This is a genomic window from Pseudoxanthomonas daejeonensis, from assembly GCF_022637495.1.
GTDB classification, from domain to species: domain Bacteria; phylum Pseudomonadota; class Gammaproteobacteria; order Xanthomonadales; family Xanthomonadaceae; genus Pseudoxanthomonas; species Pseudoxanthomonas daejeonensis.
In genome coordinates, this window is sequence record NZ_CP093331.1 from 2990281 (window position 1) to 3006608 (window position 16328).

The following is a 16328-nucleotide window of genomic DNA, read 5'->3' on the forward strand; positions in this document are numbered from 1 at the left end:
AGCTGCGGATGGGCTCCGGTCGAGAGGCGGGCATCCCTGCTAGAATCGGCGGCCGTTTTCAAGCCTGCATGCCGCCATGATCGAGCTCAACCCCGTCCGCCAGCGCATCGCCGACCTGACCGGTCGCGTGATCTCGCTCCGGGGGTATCTTTGACTACGACGCCAAGAAAGAGCGTCTGGAAGAAGTAAACCGCGAGCTCGAACTGCCCAACGTCTGGGACGATCCCGAACGCGCCCAGGCCCTGGGCCGCGAGCGTTCGATGCTCGAGAAGACGGTCGGCGGCATCGCCTCGGTGCTGGAAGGCCTGGAAGGCTCGACCGAACTGCTGGAGCTGGCCGAGAGCGAGCAGGACGAGGACACCGCCCTGGCCGTGGTCGCCGACGTCGACCGCTTCGAGAAGCACATCGAAACGCTGGAATTCCAGCGCATGTTCTCCGGCAAGATGGACTCGGCCAACGCATTCGTCGACATCCAGGCCGGCGCCGGCGGCACCGAGGCGCAGGACTGGGCCGAGATCCTGCTGCGCATGTACCTGCGCTGGTGCGAATCGCGCGGCTGGAAGACCGAGCTGATGGAAGCCAGCGGTGGCGACGTCGCCGGCATCAAGTCGGCCACGCTGCGGGTGGAAGGCGATTTCGCTTACGGCTGGCTCAAGACCGAGACCGGCGTGCACCGCCTGGTGCGCAAGTCGCCGTTCGATTCGGACAACCGCCGGCATACCAGCTTCACTTCGGTGTTCGTGTCGCCTGAAGTCGACGACAACATCGACATCGAGATCAATCCGGCCGATCTCAGGACCGACGTCTACCGGTCCTCCGGCGCGGGCGGCCAGCACGTCAACAAGACCGAATCGGCGGTGCGCATCACCCATATCCCCAGCGGGATCGTGGTGGCCTGCCAGACCGGCCGCAGCCAGCACCAGAACCGCGACAATGCGATGAAGATGCTGGCCGCCAAGCTCTACGAGCTGGAGATCCAGAAGCGCAATGCCGAACGCGACGCGGTCGAGGCGACCAAGTCCGACATCGGCTGGGGCAGCCAGATCCGCAACTACGTGCTCGACCAGAGCCGGATCAAGGACCTGCGCACGGGCATCGAACGCAGCGACACGCAGAAAGTGCTGGATGGCGACCTGGACGAGTTCGTCGAGGCCAGCCTCAAGGCCGGCCTGGAGGCTGGCGCCAAACGTACCGACGCGGCCTGACCGGGCCGCCCGTGCAGGGCGAGCCAGGTACCGCGTCCGCATCCTCCCGACGAGATGCCCGGTGCCGCCGATGCGGACGCCGGGGCCCCTAAATCCCAAGCGCAGTCCGCGCGTCCGATCGACACCATGACCCAGCCCAGCGAATCCGCCCCCCAGGCCGCACCGGTCGACGAGAACCACCTGATCGCCGAACGCCGCGCCAAGCTCACCGCGCTGCGCGCCCAGGGCGTGGCCTTCCCGAACGACTTCAAGCGGGTCGAGTACGCCGGCGATCTGCAGGGCGAGTACGCCGATGCGGACCAGTGGACCGCCGAAGCGCTCGAAGCACTGCCGCGCACGGTCGCCCTGGCCGGACGATTGATGGCCAAGCGGGTGATGGGCAAGGCCAGCTTCGCCCAGGTCATGGACGAGTCCGGGAAAATCCAGCTGTTCCTGCAGGGGAACGTGCTCGGCGAGGCCTACGAGGCGTTCAAGTCGTTCGACGTGGGCGACATCGTCGCGGTCGAAGGCGGGCTGACCCGCACCCGTACCGGTGAACTGTCGGTCAAGGCGACTTCGCTGCGCCTGCTGGTCAAGTCGCTGCGTCCGTTGCCGGACAAGTGGCACGGCCTGAGCGACGTCGAACAGCGCTACCGCCAGCGCTACGTCGACCTGATCGTGACGCCCGAGGCGCGCGAGGTGTTCGTCAAGCGCAGCAAGATCATCCGCGCGATGCGCGAGTGGCTCGACACCCGGCGCTTCCTGGAAGTGGAAACGCCGATGATGCATTACATCCCCGGCGGTGCCACGGCCAAGCCGTTCACCACCCACCACAATGCACTGGACCTGCAGCTGTACCTGCGCGTGGCGCCGGAGCTGTACCTCAAGCGCCTGGTGGTCGGCGGCCTGGAGCGCGTGTACGAGATCAACCGCAACTTCCGCAACGAGGGCGTGTCTACCCGGCACAATCCCGAGTTCACGATGCTCGAGCTGTACGAGGCCTATGCCACGTACCACGAGGTCATGGACCTGACCGAGAACGTGATCCGCGACACCGCGCAGTCCGTGCTGGGCACCACCCGGGTCGAGTGGGACGGGCAGGCGATCGACCTGGGGCCGAAGTTCCGCCGCTGGCGGATGGACGAAGCGGTGCGCCACTACAACCCCGAGATCAGCGCCGCCGACTGCACCGATCGCGACGCGCTGCGGGGCCACTGTGAACGGCTGAAGATCCGGACCAAGCCGTCGTACGGCTGGGGCAAGCTGCTGCTGGAGATCTTCGAGGCGACCGTCGAGCACACCCTGGTCCAGCCGACCTTCATCACCGACCACCCGGTGGAGGTCTCGCCGCTGGCCCGCGCCAGCGACACCGAGCCGGGCTATACCGACCGCTTCGAGCTGTTCATCAACGGCAAGGAGATCGCCAACGGCTTCTCCGAGCTGAACGATCCGGAAGACCAGGCGGCCCGGTTCCAGGCCCAGGTCGAGGCCAAGGAAGGGGGCGACGACGAAGCCATGCACTTCGATGCCGACTACATCCGCGCACTCGAGTACGGGTTGGCGCCGACCGGCGGACTGGGGATCGGCATCGATCGCCTGGTCATGCTGCTGACCGGCAGCACCTCGATCCGGGACGTACTGCTGTTCCCGTACATGCGCCCGGAACAGGGCGCCTAGGCCGGGGCCAGACCCCTCGAGGGAAGCTGGACGCGGCGGATGTCGCGTTTTCCGGCATCGCGTCACTGTTCTGGATGCCCGCTGGCCCGCCCGTGGCACGGTTCCTGCGTCCTTTTCAGGTACGGCAGGGCGCAGGGGCGCCCCCGGAGGCGGAAGGACGGGAGCGGGCCATGGGTGCGGGCAAGGCCGATACCGCGGTATTCTGCGATGCCAGAGCGGGATGGAACGGGGCGGAGCGGGAATTGGATATCGTCATCGTCGACGATCAGGCATCTGCGCGCACAATGCTGCGCCACATCATCGAGGACATCACCTCGGAGTTGGCCGTGCACGACTTCGGCGACGCGCGCCAGGCGCTGGACTGGTGCGACACCCATCCCACCGACCTCCTTTTGCTCGACTACCGCATGCCGGGCATGGACGGGCTGGAGTTCGCGCGCCGCTTCCGTCGCCTGCCCAAGCATCGCGACATCCCGGTCATCCTGATCACCGTGGTCGGCGACGAGCCGGTCCGCCAGGCTGCACTCGAGGCCGGGGTGATCGATTTCCTGGTCAAGCCCGTGCGTCCGCGCGAACTGCGCGCGCGCTGCCACAACCTGCTGCAGTTGCGCCAGCAGTCGGAGACGGTCAAGCAGCGTGCGCTTTCGCTCGAGCAGCGACTGCTGTCGAGCATGCATGAGGTCGAGGAGCGCGAGCGCGAGACGCTTTCGCGGCTGGCGCGCGCGATCGAGTTCCGCGATGCCGGTACCAGTGCCTACCTCGAGCGCATGTCGCGGGTCGCCGGCCTTGTCGCCGAAGGCCTGGGCCTGCCCGAAGACGACGTGCGGACCATCGAGATGGCGGCCCCGCTGCACGACATGGGCAAGATCGCCATTCCGGACGCGGTCCTGATGAAGCCCGGCAAGCTCGACGAGGACGAGATGGCGGTGATGCGCCGGCACCCGCGCATCGGCCACGAGCTGCTCAGCGGCAGCCAGAACCGCTTCATCCAGGTGGGGTCGATGATCGCCCTGCGCCACCACGAGCGGTACGACGGCAGCGGCTATCCCGACGGACTGGCTGGCGAGGCGATTCCGCTGGAAGCACGCATCGTGGCCGTGGCCGACGTCTTCGACGCGCTGATTTCGCCGCGGCCATACAAGGAGGCATGGACGGTCGACGCCGCCCTGGCCTACCTGTACGCGCAGCGCGGCCGCCTGTTCGACCCGGAATGCGTCGATGCGCTCATGCGCGGCCGCGAGCGCCTGCAGCAGATATGCGAGCAGTATTCGACCGCTTCCGCGCGTCCAGGGGGGCTGGCCCGTGGCTGAAGCCTACGCCTGGTTCCGCGAGCGCCTTTCCGGCCGCCCCGACAGCGAGCACGGGCAGGCGCTGGTGCGCATCGTCCTGATCCTGCTGATCCTGAGCTACGTGCTGTTGCCGTCTTCGCGCGCGGGGCTCGAGCCGGGCCAGTACCGCACGGTGCTGGCGATCGTGCTGACCGGGCTCACCCTGAGCCTGGGTATCTTCACGGCCTTGCTGGCCCATCCGGGCCGATCCGACGCACGTCGCGTGGTCGGCATGCTGGCCGACTACGGATTGATGGCCGCCGGCATGATCGCGATGGGCGAGCCGCTGGCCTGGGTTTATGTCGTGGTGATGTGGGTGACCGTGGGCAACGGCCTGCGCTACGGCACCCGCTACCTCTACGTGGCCGTGGCAATGGCGCTCGCCAGTTTCGGCACGGTGCTCCTGACCAATGATTTCTGGGCCCAGGTCCGCGGCCTGGGTATCGGCCTCCTGGTCGGCCTGGCGGCGGTGCCGCTGTACCTGTCCAGCCTGCTCAAGCAGCTCACCCGCGCCACCGAGGAAGCGCGGCGCGCCAGCGAGGCCAAGAGCCGGTTCCTGGCCAACATGAGCCACGAATTCCGCACCCCGCTCAACGGCCTGGGCGGCATGTCCGAGCTGCTGGGGACCACGAGGCTGGATGACGAGCAGCGCGAATGCGTGCGCACCATCCAGGCTTCCACGCGCACGCTGATGGCGCTGGTCGAGGACGTGCTCGACATCTCCGCGATCGAGGCCGGCAAGCTCAAGCTCAACCTGCAGGACTTCTCGCCGCGCGAACTGGTCGGCAGCATCGGCCTGATCCTGCATCCGCAGGCCCGGGTCAAGAACCTCGATTACCTGGTGGTGATCGGCGACGACGTGCCCGAGCAGGTCAACGGCGATGCCGGCCACGTGCGCCAGGTGCTGCTGAACCTGGTCGGCAACGCGGTGAAGTTCACCGACCAGGGCCGGGTCCGGGTCGATGTCGAGGCGGTCCCGGGCGCCGCGGACGACACCCGCACGCGCCTGCGCTTCTCGGTGACCGACACCGGCATCGGCATTCCGGCCGCGATGCGCGGCCGCCTCTTCGAGGCCTTCGAGCAGGCCGATGCGGGCCTGGCGCGGCGCTATGGCGGCACCGGACTGGGCACCACGATCGCCAAGGGCCTGGCCGAGGCGATGGGCGGCCGGATCGGTTTCGAGAGCATCGAGGGCCGGGGCAGCCGCTTCTGGGTCGAGATCCCGTTCGCTGCACCGCTGGAGCGCTCGGCGCGCGTGGCCATGGCGCCGGTCGCCGAGGTGGAGAGCGAGACCGCGCTGCGCGACGCCGGCGGCAACGTCATCGCCTTCGCCGACCCGTTCCTGCGCCACCGCGCGCGCGTGCGCAGCATGCAGTTGCTGGTGGCCGACGACTACGAAGCCAATCGGATGGTCCTGCAGCGCCTCCTGCAGAAAGCCGGGCACCGCGTCACCTCGGTCGAGGGTGGCGAGGAAGTGCTCGACGCGATGGCGGCGAGCGAATACGACGCGGTGATCGTCGACCTGCACATGCCCGGGGTGAGCGGGTTGGACCTGCTCAAGCAGGTGCGGGTGATGCAGGCCGGGGGTGGCCCGCGGACGCCGGTGATCGTACTGAGCGCCGATGTGACTCCCGAGTCGATCCAGCGCTGCGAGCAGGCCGGGGCCTACGCCTTCCTGGCCAAGCCCGTCGCCGCTGCCCGCCTGCTGGAAACGCTCTCGGACGTCGCAGCGCAGCGCGGCCGCCGCAATGCGACCCTGGCGCAGCGTCCGGCTGCGGGTGCCGAAGCGCCGGCCGGCGTGCTGGACAGCTCGGTCCTGGACGAACTGGCGGCGATGGGCATGGGCGACGAGTTCGAGCGCGAGTTCATCAGCCACTGCCTGGCCGACGCCGACGGTTGCATCGGAGCGATGTCGCACGCGGCCGAGGCCGCTGACTGGGCCCGGCTGCGTGACCATGCGCATGCGATCAAGGGCGTGGCGGCGAACATGGGCCTGGTGCGGGTCGCCGAGCAGGGCAGCGAGCTGATGCGCCTGGCCGACTGGCAGATCCGCAACGAGTGGCGGCAGCGGATCGCGATGCTCAACGCCGCCTTGACCCAGGGTCGGGATGCGCTGCTGGCGCGCCAGCAGGCACGCGGCAGCGTACGCGACGGCGGCGGCAACGAGTCCGGCTGACAAGCGCGCCTTCTTCTGGCGTTCCGGGCCGACCGGACGATGCGCCAGGAAAAACGTAATCCCCAGAAAAGCGAAGGCCCGGCATCCTGCCGGGCCCGATCTTCCCCCTGACACTGCCGGCCGGAGGGCCGCAGTGATCGATCAGGCGGCTTCCGAACTGGCCCTCCGGGCCTGCGCGCGCACGATGCGTTCCATCGTCCGCAGCGACTTCTCGCCCAGCGCCAGGGCGGTGTCGACCCACACTTCAGTGATGCCCATCAGTTCCTCGTAGCTGACCGGCTGGCCGATCTTGCGCACGGCGTTCATCGCCAGGTGCGAATGCGGAGCCCGCTGGTGCTGGCGGATCAGGTCCTGCACCGCCGATTCGCCCTGGCCCTTGGGAACCAGCACGTCGACCACGCCGAGGCGATACATCTCCTCGCTGCTGTAGACCTCGCCGCTGAGGATCATCTTCTCGGCCTGGCGCGCGGTGACGCGCTTGCACAGGAACGAGTAGGCGCCCATGCCCGGGAACAGGCCGAACAGCACTTCGGGCAGGCCCATGCCGACGCCTTCCTCGGCGACGATCGTGTGGCAGGCCAGCGCCATTTCCAGGCCGCCGCCCAGGGCGTCGCCCTGGATCAGGGCCACGGTATGCATGTCGCCGCCGAAGCCGGTGTGGACGTGGTGAACGCCTTCGACGCAGCGGCGGGCGTAGGCGAGCAGGCGTTCGCGATTGCCCTCGATGATCAGCTTCCTGAACAGATCGAGGTCGCCGCCAAGGTTGTAGGCACTGGCGGCGGAGGCCAGCACGAAATGGCGCAGGCGGCCCTGGTGGCGCTGCGATTCGCGCAGCGTGATGGAGCTCATGTAGCTCCACATGTCCTCGAGCATCTCGAAGCGGCAACACGGACGCACGCCGGCCTGGGCGGCGTCGGCATGCATGTACAGCCAATGGGCGCTGCCATCCGGCGGCGTCTGCACGCGGATGGTGGGGAAGTTGTGGGTGCGCTGCAGTTTCTCGATCGTGCTCATGGCGGTCTCCGGGGGCGGCTTGACCTGCCGGCGTGACGGCAGGCGGGGGATGTTGCCCGGCCATGCTACACCTGAACGAACAATTAAAAGTGGCTGGCCGCTGAGCCCGAAAACCTGCGTGGACGAGTTGTTAAGAGCGCCGGAGAGCGCCCCTGCATGGGGGCGGGCAGAAGCCGGGGGCCGTTGCCACGGCCCGACCCGGAGGCCGGACCAGACCGCACCCGTATGGACGCGCGGGTGGGCCCGGGCCTGGGCGCCCGGGCCGGGGGCGGCCTCAGTGGGCGCTGGCGCCTGGGGCCGGCGCTGGGCCACGCAGCTCCTTGCGCAGGATCTTGCCGACGTTGGTCTTAGGCAGCTCGGTGCGGAACTCGATCTGGCGCGGCTGCTTGTAGCCGGTCAACGCCTCGCGGCAATGGGCCTTGATCTGTTCGGCGGTCAGCGACGGGTCCTTCTTGACCACGAACAGCTTCACTGCCTCGCCCGAACGCTCGTCCGGCACGCCGATGGCGGCCACTTCCAGCACGCCGGGCATCGCCGCGACCACGTCCTCGACCTCGTTGGGGTACACGTTGAACCCCGAGACCAGGATCATGTCCTTCTTGCGGTCGACGATATAGACGAAGCCGCTGGGTTCGATCCGGGCCATGTCGCCGGTGTGCAGCCAGCCGTCGGCGTCGATCACCTGGGCCGTTTCCTCGGGACGCTGCCAATAGCCCTTCATCACCTGCGGACCCTTGACGCACAGCTCGCCGACTTCGCCGTGGGGCAGGATGTTGCCGTCGTCGTCCTTGACGCACACGTCGGTGGACGGGATCGGCAGGCCGATCGAGCCGTTGAACTCCTTGATGTCCAGCGGGTTGATGCAGGCTGCCGGCGACGTCTCGGTCAGGCCGTAGGCCTCGACCAGGGTGACGCCGGTGACCTGCCTCCAGCGCTCGGCGACCGCGCGCTGCACCGCCATGCCGCCGCCCAGGGTCACCTTCAACGAGGAGAAATCGACCTCGTCGAAGCCCGGGGTATTGAGCAGGCCGTTGAACAGCGTGTTGACGCCGGTGATCGCGGTGAAGCGCGTGCCCTTGAGCTCCTTGACGAAGCCCGGCATGTCGCGCGGATTGGTGATCAGGTGGTTGAGGCCGCCCAGTTCCATGAAGACCAGGCCGTTCGCCGTCAACGCGAAGATGTGGTACAGCGGCAGCGCGGTGATGATCACTTCCTTGCCGCGCTCGAGCTTGTTGGCGCCCAGCCAGGCCGAGGCCTGCTGCATGTTCGCCACCAGGTTGCGATGGGTCAGCATCGCGCCCTTGGCCACGCCGGTGGTGCCGCCGGTGTACTGCAGGAAGGCGATGTCGCCGGGATCGATGTCCACCTGGGGCAGGGTGTGGCGCTTGCCCACCGCCAGCGCCTCGCGGAAACGCACCGAGCCGGGAATGTCGTAGTCCGGCACCATCTTCTTCACGTACTTCAGTACGAAGTTGACGATGGCGCCCTTGGGGAAGCCGATCATGTCGCCCAGGCCGGTGGTGATCACCTGCTTGAGCGGCGTGTCGGCCAGCACTTCCTGCACGGTGTGGCCGAAGTTGTCGACCACGACGATGGCCGCGGCGCCCGCGTCGACCAGCTGGTGCTTGAGTTCGCGCGCGGTGTAGAGCGGATTGACGTTGACCACGGTCATGCCGGCGCGCAGCACGCCGAACGTCGCGATCGGATACTGCAGGCAGTTGGGCATCATGAGCGCGACGCGATCGCCCTTCTTGAGGCCCAGTTCGCCCAGCAGGTACGCGGCGAACTGCGCGCTGAGCACGTCGACTTCGGCGTAGGTCATGACCTTGCCGAAGTTGCTGTAGGCCGGCCGATCCCCATAGCGGGACACGGAAGAGGCGAACACCGCCGAGATGGAACGGTACTCGTCCGGATCGATTTCGGCAGGCACACCCTGCGGATAGCTCTGCAGCCAAGGACGATCCGGATTCATTGCGCCTCCTCCCGAGGTGATGTGGCGGTCATGCAGTGTCGCTTTCCGCCGCCGTGGATGTGAGCATACCGTCCCGGATGGAAAAGGCGAAGCCATGAAAAGCGGACTGGGTGGGGCGAGGGTCGTTCTCCTTGTCGCGTGTGCGATGGCGATGGCGGTGGCATTGGCCGGCTGCAGTCGAATGCCGCCGGATCAACGCCTGCGCGAGCAGTTGTCGACGATGCAGGACGCCCTCGAGCAGCGACAGGCGGGTGCCTTCATGGACGGCGTCGCGGACGACTTCGGAGGCAATGACGGCATGGATCGTGCTGCGTTGCAGCAGATCGTCCGCGCCCAGATGCTGGCGAACGCGAACATCGGCCTGACCCTGGGGCCGGCCGATGTGGAGGTGCAGGGCGACCGTGCCACGGTCCGCTTCAGTGCGATGGCGACCGGTGGCAGCGGACGTTTCCTGCCCGACCGCGCGCAGGCCTGGGACGTCACCAGCGGCTGGCGCGACGAAGGGGGAGCGTGGCGCCTGTACTACGCGGAGTGGCAACCGAAATAGACGGGTATATCCTGCGGGAAAGCGCGCATCCGCCACCTCAGCAGGATCGCGCGGTCGTCTTCGACCGGCTGGTACAGCGCATACGGCGCGCTGCCGTGGCGAGTGGGAATGCGCCGGACGCACACCGGATGCCCCGCACCGTGCATGCGGGGCTTCCGCGACCCGCCCGCTAGGCGGCCTTGCGTGCCGCCAGCTGCCGCAGCACGTACTGCAGCAGGCCGCCATGGCGGAAGTATTCGACTTCCTTGGGCGTCAGCAGCAGGACGTGCGCGGTGAACGCGACCGTGCTGCCATCGGCGCGGCGCGCAGTGACCTGCGCGGTACGGCTGCTGCCGTCGGCCAGGCCGGTGATCGCGTAGGTCTCGGTGCCGTCCAGTCGCAGGACCTGCGCGTTCTGGCCTTCCTGGAACTGCAGCGGCAACACGCCCATCCCGACCAGGTTGGAGCGATGGATGCGCTCGAAGCTCTCCGCGATCACCGCCTTGACCCCGAGCAGGTTGGTGCCCTTGGCGGCCCAGTCGCGCGAGGAGCCGGTGCCGTACTCCTTGCCGGCGATGACCAGCAAAGGCGTGCCGTCGGCCTTGTAGCGCATGGCCGCGTCGTAGATCGACATCTTCGCGGGCTGGCCACCATCGGTGCCCGTTGCGCCGAAGTACAGCGTGTTGCCGCCTTCTTCGCCGCCGAAGAACAGGTTCTTGATGCGGATGTTGGCGAAGGTCCCGCGCACCATCACGTCATCGTTGCCGCGGCGGCTGCCGTAGCTGTTGAAGTCCGCCGGCTGCACGCCGCGCGACTGCAGGAAGCGGCCGGCCGGTGAATCCTTCTTGATGTTGCCGGCCGGGGAAATGTGGTCGGTGGTGATCGAATCGCCGAACAGGCCGAGCACGCGCGCGCCGTGGATGTCGTCGATGGTGCCGACGGCCATGGTCATGCCGTCGAAGTAGGGCGGGTTCTTGATGTAGGTGGAGGCGTCGTCCCAGGCGTACAGCTCGCCATCGGGCGAATCGATCGTGTTCCAGCGACTGTCGCCCTTGAACACGTCGGCATAGTTCTGCTTGAACATCTCCGGACCGATGGTCGCGGCGATGACGTCGCCGATTTCCTTCGTGGTCGGCCAGATGTCCTTGAGGAAGACCGGCTGTCCGTCGCGGTCGGTGCCCAGTGGTTCGGTGGTCAGGTCGATGTCGGTGGTGCCGGCCAGTGCGTAGGCGACCACCAGTGGCGGCGAGGCCAGGTAGTTCATCTTCACTTCGGGATGGACCCGGCCTTCGAAATTGCGGTTGCCCGACAGCACCGACGCCACTACCAGGTCCCCGGAGGCGACGCCGGCGCTGACCTCGACCGGCAGCGGTCCGGAATTGCCGATGCAGGTCGTGCAGCCATAGCCGACGATGTAGAAGCCGACCTTCTCCAGCTCCTTCAGCAGTCCCGCTTTTTCGAGGTAGTCGGTGACCACGCGCGAACCCGGGCCGAGGGAGGTCTTCACCCACGGCTTGCGGTCGAGGCCGCGGGCGGCCGCGTTGCGCGCCAGCAGGCCCGCGCCGACCATGACCGCCGGGTTGGACGTGTTGGTGCACGAAGTGATGGCGGCGATGACCACCGCGCCATCCCTGAGCTTGACCGGTTGCCCGTCGATCTCGATGTGCGCCACGCCCTTCTGCAGTGCATCGTTCCCGACCGCGGCCGCGCCGCCCTCGGCGATGAAGTCGGCCACTTCCGGGCTGCGCCGGTCGCGGTTGGCGGTGAGCCCGACCAGCGCATCGCGGTAGTTCTGCTTGACGTCTTCCAGCAAGACGCGGTCCTGCGGGCGCTTGGGCCCGGCCAGCGACGGCCTCACCTCGCCCATGTCCAGGTGCAGGGTGGCGCTGTAGCGCGCAGGCGCCGCGCCGGGCTCGTGCCACAGGCCCTGTGCCTTCGCGTAAGCCTCGACCAGCGCGATCTGCGCCTCGCTGCGACCGGACAGGCGCAGGTAGCTCAACGATTCGGCATCGATCGGGAAGATGCCGCAGGTCGCGCCGTACTCCGGGGCCATGTTGCCGATGGTGGCGCGGTCGGCCAGTGGCAGGTGTTGCAGGCCGTCGCCGTAGAACTCGACGAACTTGCCGACTACCCCGTGCTTGCGCAGCATCTGGGTGACGGTGAGCACCAGGTCGGTGGCGGTGGCGCCCTCGGGCAGCCTGCCGGTGAGCTCGAAGCCGACGACCTGCGGAATCAGCATCGAGGAAGGCTGGCCGAGCATCGCCGCCTCGGCCTCGATGCCGCCCACGCCCCAACCCAGCACGCCGATACCGTTGATCATGGTGGTGTGGGAGTCGGTGCCGAATACGGTGTCAGGGTAGGCCCAGGCTTCGCCGTTTGCGTCGCCGGTCATCACGACCCGGGCCAGGTTCTCCAGGTTCACCTGGTGGACGATGCCGGTGTTCGGTGGCACCACCCTGAAGTCGGAAAATGCCTTCTGGCCCCAGCGCAGGAACGCGTAACGCTCCTGGTTGCGCTCGAATTCGATGCGGCCGTTGATGTCCAGGGCGTCGGCCCTGCCGAACACATCCACCTGCACGGAATGGTCGATCACCAGTTCGGAGGGAATCAGCGGATTGATCTGTTCCGGCCGGCCGCCGAGCTTGACCACCGCATCGCGCATGGCGGCCAGGTCGACGACGCAGGGCACGCCGGTGAAGTCCTGCAGCACCACGCGCGCGGGCATGAACGCGATCTCGATATCAGGCTCGGCCTTCGGATCCCACCTGGCCACCGCTTCGATATGGGCAGGCAGCACCGTGACCCCGTCCTCGTGGCGGAGCAGGTTCTCCAGCAGGATCTTCATCGAATAGGGCAGGTGGGCCAGGTCGAAGCGCTGTCCGAGCTTGGGCAGGCTTGCGTAGGCATAGGACTGTCCGCCGACGTCCAGGCGGCTGCGGGTGGCGAAGGAATCGCGCATGGGGCGGGCTCCTGTAGCTGCGTCGCCACACTCCGGTGGCGACTGAAGGGTTCACGGCATTATCCGGTGGATTGGATGACGCGTCCGTGGCCGGTGGCAATCCACCGTTGGGGGGAGGCATTGGCCGGGGATCGGACCCCGCCATTGTGCGCCGGTGAAGCGTATGCCGGTTTGAGTATGCATGGAATGGTATGTATCATTGCGTCATACCGATTCCGTCGTGGAGAGGCCCATGGAAGCCATCGTCGCCGAGCGAGGCCAGATCACCTTGCCCAAGGCCGTGCGCGATGCGCTGGGCCTGACCAAGGGCAGCGTACTCAAGGTCGAGCTGGAGGGTAGCCGGATCGTGCTGCGCAAGAGCGTGGACGATGCGATCTCCCGGGTCCGTGGCCGCTTCGCGCTCGACGCGGCCGCACAGGCCGGCGAGGACTGACGGCTGATGATCGCCATCGACGCCCCGGTGCTGGTGGAGTTGCTGACCGACGGCCCGCAGGCCGACGCGGCCGAAGCCTGCCTGCGGCAATGCCTGGTCGGAGGGCGCGTGGTGGTCGCCGATGCGGCGCTGGCGGAGTTGTGCGCGCGCCTGAAGAACGGCGCCGAAGCATTGGGTGCGCTGGAAGAGATGGGCATCCACTTCAATGCGCTGGAGGCCAAGTCGGCGATACGCGCTGGCGAGATGTGGCGCCGCCAGCGCCAGCGCGGCGACGAACCGCGGCCGATGGCCGGATTCCTCGTCGGCGCGCACGCCCTGCTGCAGTGCGATGCGCTGATCACTACCGATGCGGCGTTCTATCGCGAGTATTTCAAGGGCCTGAAACTGGTCGTTCCCCAGGCCTGACCCGTTCCTTTTTTGTTGGATCCCCCGGAGAGTTCCCATGTTGGAAGCCTATCGCCACCACGCCGCCGAACGCGCCGCCCTCGGCATCCCGCCGCTGCCGCTGAGCGCGCCGCAGACCGCCGCCGTCATCGAGCTGCTGAAGAACCCGCCGGCCGGCGAAGAGCAGTTCCTCGTCGACCTGATCACCCACCGCGTGCCCGCCGGCGTCGACGACGCCGCCAAGGTCAAGGCTTCGTACCTGGCCGCACTGGCCTTCGGCAGCGAGAAGAACGCGCTGATCCCGCGCGAGCGCGCCACCGAGCTGCTGGGCACCATGCTCGGCGGTTACAACGTCTCGCCGCTGATCGAGCTGCTCGACGATGCCGCCGTTGGGTCCATCGCCGCCGACGGCCTGAAGAAGACCCTGCTGGTGTTCGACCAGTTCCATGACGTCGAAGAGAAGGCCAAGGCCGGCAACGCGAATGCGAAGGCCGTTCTGCAGAGCTGGGCCGACGCGGAATGGTTCACCAGCCGCCCGGAAGTGCCGCAGAGCCTGACGATCACCGTGTTCAAGGTGCCGGGCGAGACCAACACCGACGACCTGTCGCCGGCGCCCGACGCGACCACCCGCCCGGACATCCCGCTGCACGCGCTGGCGATGCTCAAGAACACGCGCGAAGGCGCGCCGTTCGTGCCGGAGGAGGACGGCAAGCGTGGTCCGATCGCTGAAATCCTGTCGCTGAAGGACAAGGGCCACCTGGTCGCCTATGTCGGCGACGTGGTCGGCACCGGTTCGTCGCGCAAGTCGGCGACCAACAGCGTGCTGTGGTTCACCGGCGAGGACATCCCGTTCATCCCGAACAAGCGCTTCGGCGGCGTCTGCCTGGGCAGCAAGATCGCCCCGATCTTCTACAACACCATGGAAGACGCCGGCGCGCTGCCGATCGAGCTGGACGTTTCGCAGATGGGCCACGGCGACGTGGTCGAGCTGCGCCCCTACGACGGCAAGGCGCTCAAGGACGGGCAGGTCATCGCGCAGTTCCAGGTCAAGTCCGAGGTCCTGTTTGACGAGGTGCGTGCCGGTGGCCGCATCCCGCTGATCGTCGGCCGCGGCCTGACCGCCAAGGCGCGCGAGTCGCTGGGCCTGCCGGCCTCGGACCTGTTCCGCCTGCCGCAGCAGCCGGTCGACAGCGGCAAGGGCTTCTCGCTGGCGCAGAAGATGGTCGGCCGTGCCTGCGGCCTGGCCGAAGGGCAGGGGGTGCGCCCGGGCGCCTACTGCGAGCCGAAGATGACCTCGGTCGGTTCGCAGGACACCACCGGCCCGATGACCCGCGACGAGCTGAAGGACCTGGCCTGCCTGGGCTTCTCGGCCGACCTGGTGATGCAGTCGTTCTGCCACACCGCCGCGTATCCGAAGCCGGTGGACGTGAAGACCCACCACACCCTGCCGGAGTTCATCTCCACCCGCGGCGGCATCTCGCTGCGTCCGGGCGACGGCGTGATCCACAGCTGGCTCAATCGCATGCTGCTGCCTGACACCGTCGGCACCGGTGGCGACTCGCACACCCGCTTCCCGGTGGGCATTTCGTTCCCGGCCGGTTCCGGCCTGGTCGCGTTTGCAGCGGCCACCGGCGTGATGCCGCTGGACATGCCCGAGAGCGTGCTGGTCCGTTTCAAGGGCCAGATGCAGCCGGGCGTGACCCTGCGCGACCTGGTCAACGCGATCCCGCTTTACGCGATCAAGGCCGGTCTTCTGACCGTGGCCAAGGCCGGCAAGAAGAACATCTTCTCCGGCCGCATCCTGGAAATCGAAGGCCTGCCGCAGCTGAAGGTCGAGCAGGCGTTCGAGCTGTCCGACGCCTCGGCCGAGCGTTCGGCCGCAGGCTGCACGGTGCGCCTGGACAAGGAGCCGATCATCGAATACCTCACCAGCAACATCACGCTGCTGAAGTGGATGATCGCCGAAGGCTATGCCGACGCCCGTTCGCTGGCCCGCCGCATCAAGAAGATGGAAGAGTGGCTGGCCAACCCGCAGCTGCTCGAGCCTGATGCCGACGCCGAGTACGCCGCGGTCATCGAGATCGACCTGGCCGATGTGCATGAGCCGATCGTGGCCTGCCCGAACGACCCGGACGACGTGAAGACCCTGTCCCACGTCGCCGGTGCGACGATCGACGAGGTGTTCATCGGGTCGTGCATGACCAACATCGGCCACTTCCGCGCCGCGGCCAAGCTGCTGGAAGGCAAGCGCGACATCCCGACCCGCCTGTGGGTCGCGCCCCCGACCAAGATGGACGCATCCGAGCTGACCAAGGAAGGCCATTACGGCACCTTCGGCACCGCCGGCGCGCGCATGGAGATGCCGGGCTGCTCGCTGTGCATGGGCAACCAGGCGCAGGTGCGCGAGGGCGCGACCGTGTTCTCGACCTCGACCCGCAACTTCCCCAACCGCCTGGGCCGCAACTCCAACGTCTACCTGGGCTCGGCGGAACTGGCGGCGATCTGCTCGCGCCTGGGCCGGATCCCGAGCAAGGCCGAGTACATGGCCGACATCGGCGTGCTGGATGCCAGCGGCAACGAGATCTACCGCTACATGAACTTCGACCAGATCGAGGAGTACCAGGACGTGGCGAAGACCGTCGCGGCCTGACGCATCTGAATCAACGGAAAACTGA

The 16328-nt window shown here is 67.6% G+C and carries 11 protein-coding genes; 8 read left to right on the forward strand and 3 right to left on the reverse strand.

Features of this window, described 5'->3' with window-relative positions; all coding sequences use genetic code 11:
- The first annotated feature begins 76 nt into the window (after positions 1 to 76).
- From prfB to MNQ95_RS13455, 4 genes are all read left to right on the forward strand, one after another.
- Positions 77 to 1205 (forward strand): peptide chain release factor 2 gene (prfB, locus tag MNQ95_RS13440; RefSeq protein WP_162408786.1). Its coding sequence is split into 2 segments (ribosomal slippage): positions 77 to 151 and positions 153 to 1205, totalling 1128 coding nucleotides; the frame shifts between segments, so codons are not numbered across the junction.
- A 126-nt stretch (positions 1206 to 1331) separates the two neighbouring features.
- Complete coding sequence (gene lysS / locus MNQ95_RS13445) at positions 1332 to 2861, forward strand: lysine--tRNA ligase (protein ID WP_241953170.1); 1530 nt, start codon at positions 1332 to 1334, stop codon at positions 2859 to 2861.
- 170 nt (positions 2862 to 3031) lie between these two features.
- Complete coding sequence (gene rpfG / locus MNQ95_RS13450) at positions 3032 to 4171, forward strand: cyclic di-GMP phosphodiesterase response regulator RpfG (protein ID WP_162408790.1); 1140 nt, start codon at positions 3032 to 3034, stop codon at positions 4169 to 4171.
- Entirely contained in the window at positions 4164 to 6365 is a 2202-nt protein-coding gene (locus tag MNQ95_RS13455) for an ATP-binding protein (RefSeq protein WP_238390270.1), read from the forward strand. The genes rpfG and MNQ95_RS13455 overlap by 8 nt, the downstream gene beginning before the upstream one ends.
- A 141-nt stretch (positions 6366 to 6506) precedes the next feature.
- Here MNQ95_RS13455 and MNQ95_RS13460 read toward each other — a convergent pair whose 3' ends face one another.
- Positions 6507 to 7379: a crotonase/enoyl-CoA hydratase family protein gene (locus MNQ95_RS13460; RefSeq protein ID WP_162408794.1), complete on the reverse strand. Its 873-nt coding sequence runs from the start codon at positions 7377 to 7379 to the stop codon at positions 6507 to 6509.
- 274 nt (positions 7380 to 7653) lie between these two features.
- Complete coding sequence (locus MNQ95_RS13465; protein WP_241953171.1) at positions 7654 to 9351, reverse strand: long-chain fatty acid--CoA ligase; 1698 nt, start codon at positions 9349 to 9351, stop codon at positions 7654 to 7656.
- 181 nt (positions 9352 to 9532) lie between these two features.
- Here MNQ95_RS13465 and MNQ95_RS13470 point away from each other — a divergent pair, with 181 nt between their 5' ends.
- Positions 9533 to 9898, forward strand: a complete 366-nt coding sequence (locus MNQ95_RS13470) for a nuclear transport factor 2 family protein (protein ID WP_238390271.1) — start codon at positions 9533 to 9535, stop codon at positions 9896 to 9898.
- Between the two features lie 169 nt (positions 9899 to 10067).
- On the opposite strand, the gene acnA is transcribed toward MNQ95_RS13470, so the two are convergent.
- Positions 10068 to 12836 carry an aconitate hydratase AcnA gene (gene acnA, locus MNQ95_RS13475; protein WP_241953172.1) on the reverse strand — a complete coding sequence of 923 codons (2769 nt, stop codon included), beginning with the start codon at positions 12834 to 12836 and terminating at the stop codon, positions 10068 to 10070.
- 232 nt (positions 12837 to 13068) lie between these two features.
- Here acnA and MNQ95_RS13480 point away from each other — a divergent pair, with 232 nt between their 5' ends.
- The 3 genes from MNQ95_RS13480 to acnB are packed head-to-tail and all read left to right on the forward strand — an operon-like array spanning position 13069 to position 16303.
- Positions 13069 to 13269, forward strand: a complete 201-nt coding sequence (locus MNQ95_RS13480) for an AbrB/MazE/SpoVT family DNA-binding domain-containing protein (RefSeq protein WP_162408800.1) — start codon at positions 13069 to 13071, stop codon at positions 13267 to 13269.
- A 6-nt stretch (positions 13270 to 13275) separates the two neighbouring features.
- Entirely contained in the window at positions 13276 to 13674 is a 399-nt protein-coding gene (locus tag MNQ95_RS13485) for a type II toxin-antitoxin system VapC family toxin (RefSeq protein WP_162408802.1), read from the forward strand.
- 37 nt (positions 13675 to 13711) lie between these two features.
- Positions 13712 to 16303: a bifunctional aconitate hydratase 2/2-methylisocitrate dehydratase gene (gene acnB / locus MNQ95_RS13490; protein ID WP_241953173.1), complete on the forward strand. Its 2592-nt coding sequence runs from the start codon at positions 13712 to 13714 to the stop codon at positions 16301 to 16303.
- The last annotated feature ends 25 nt before the right edge of the window (positions 16304 to 16328 follow it).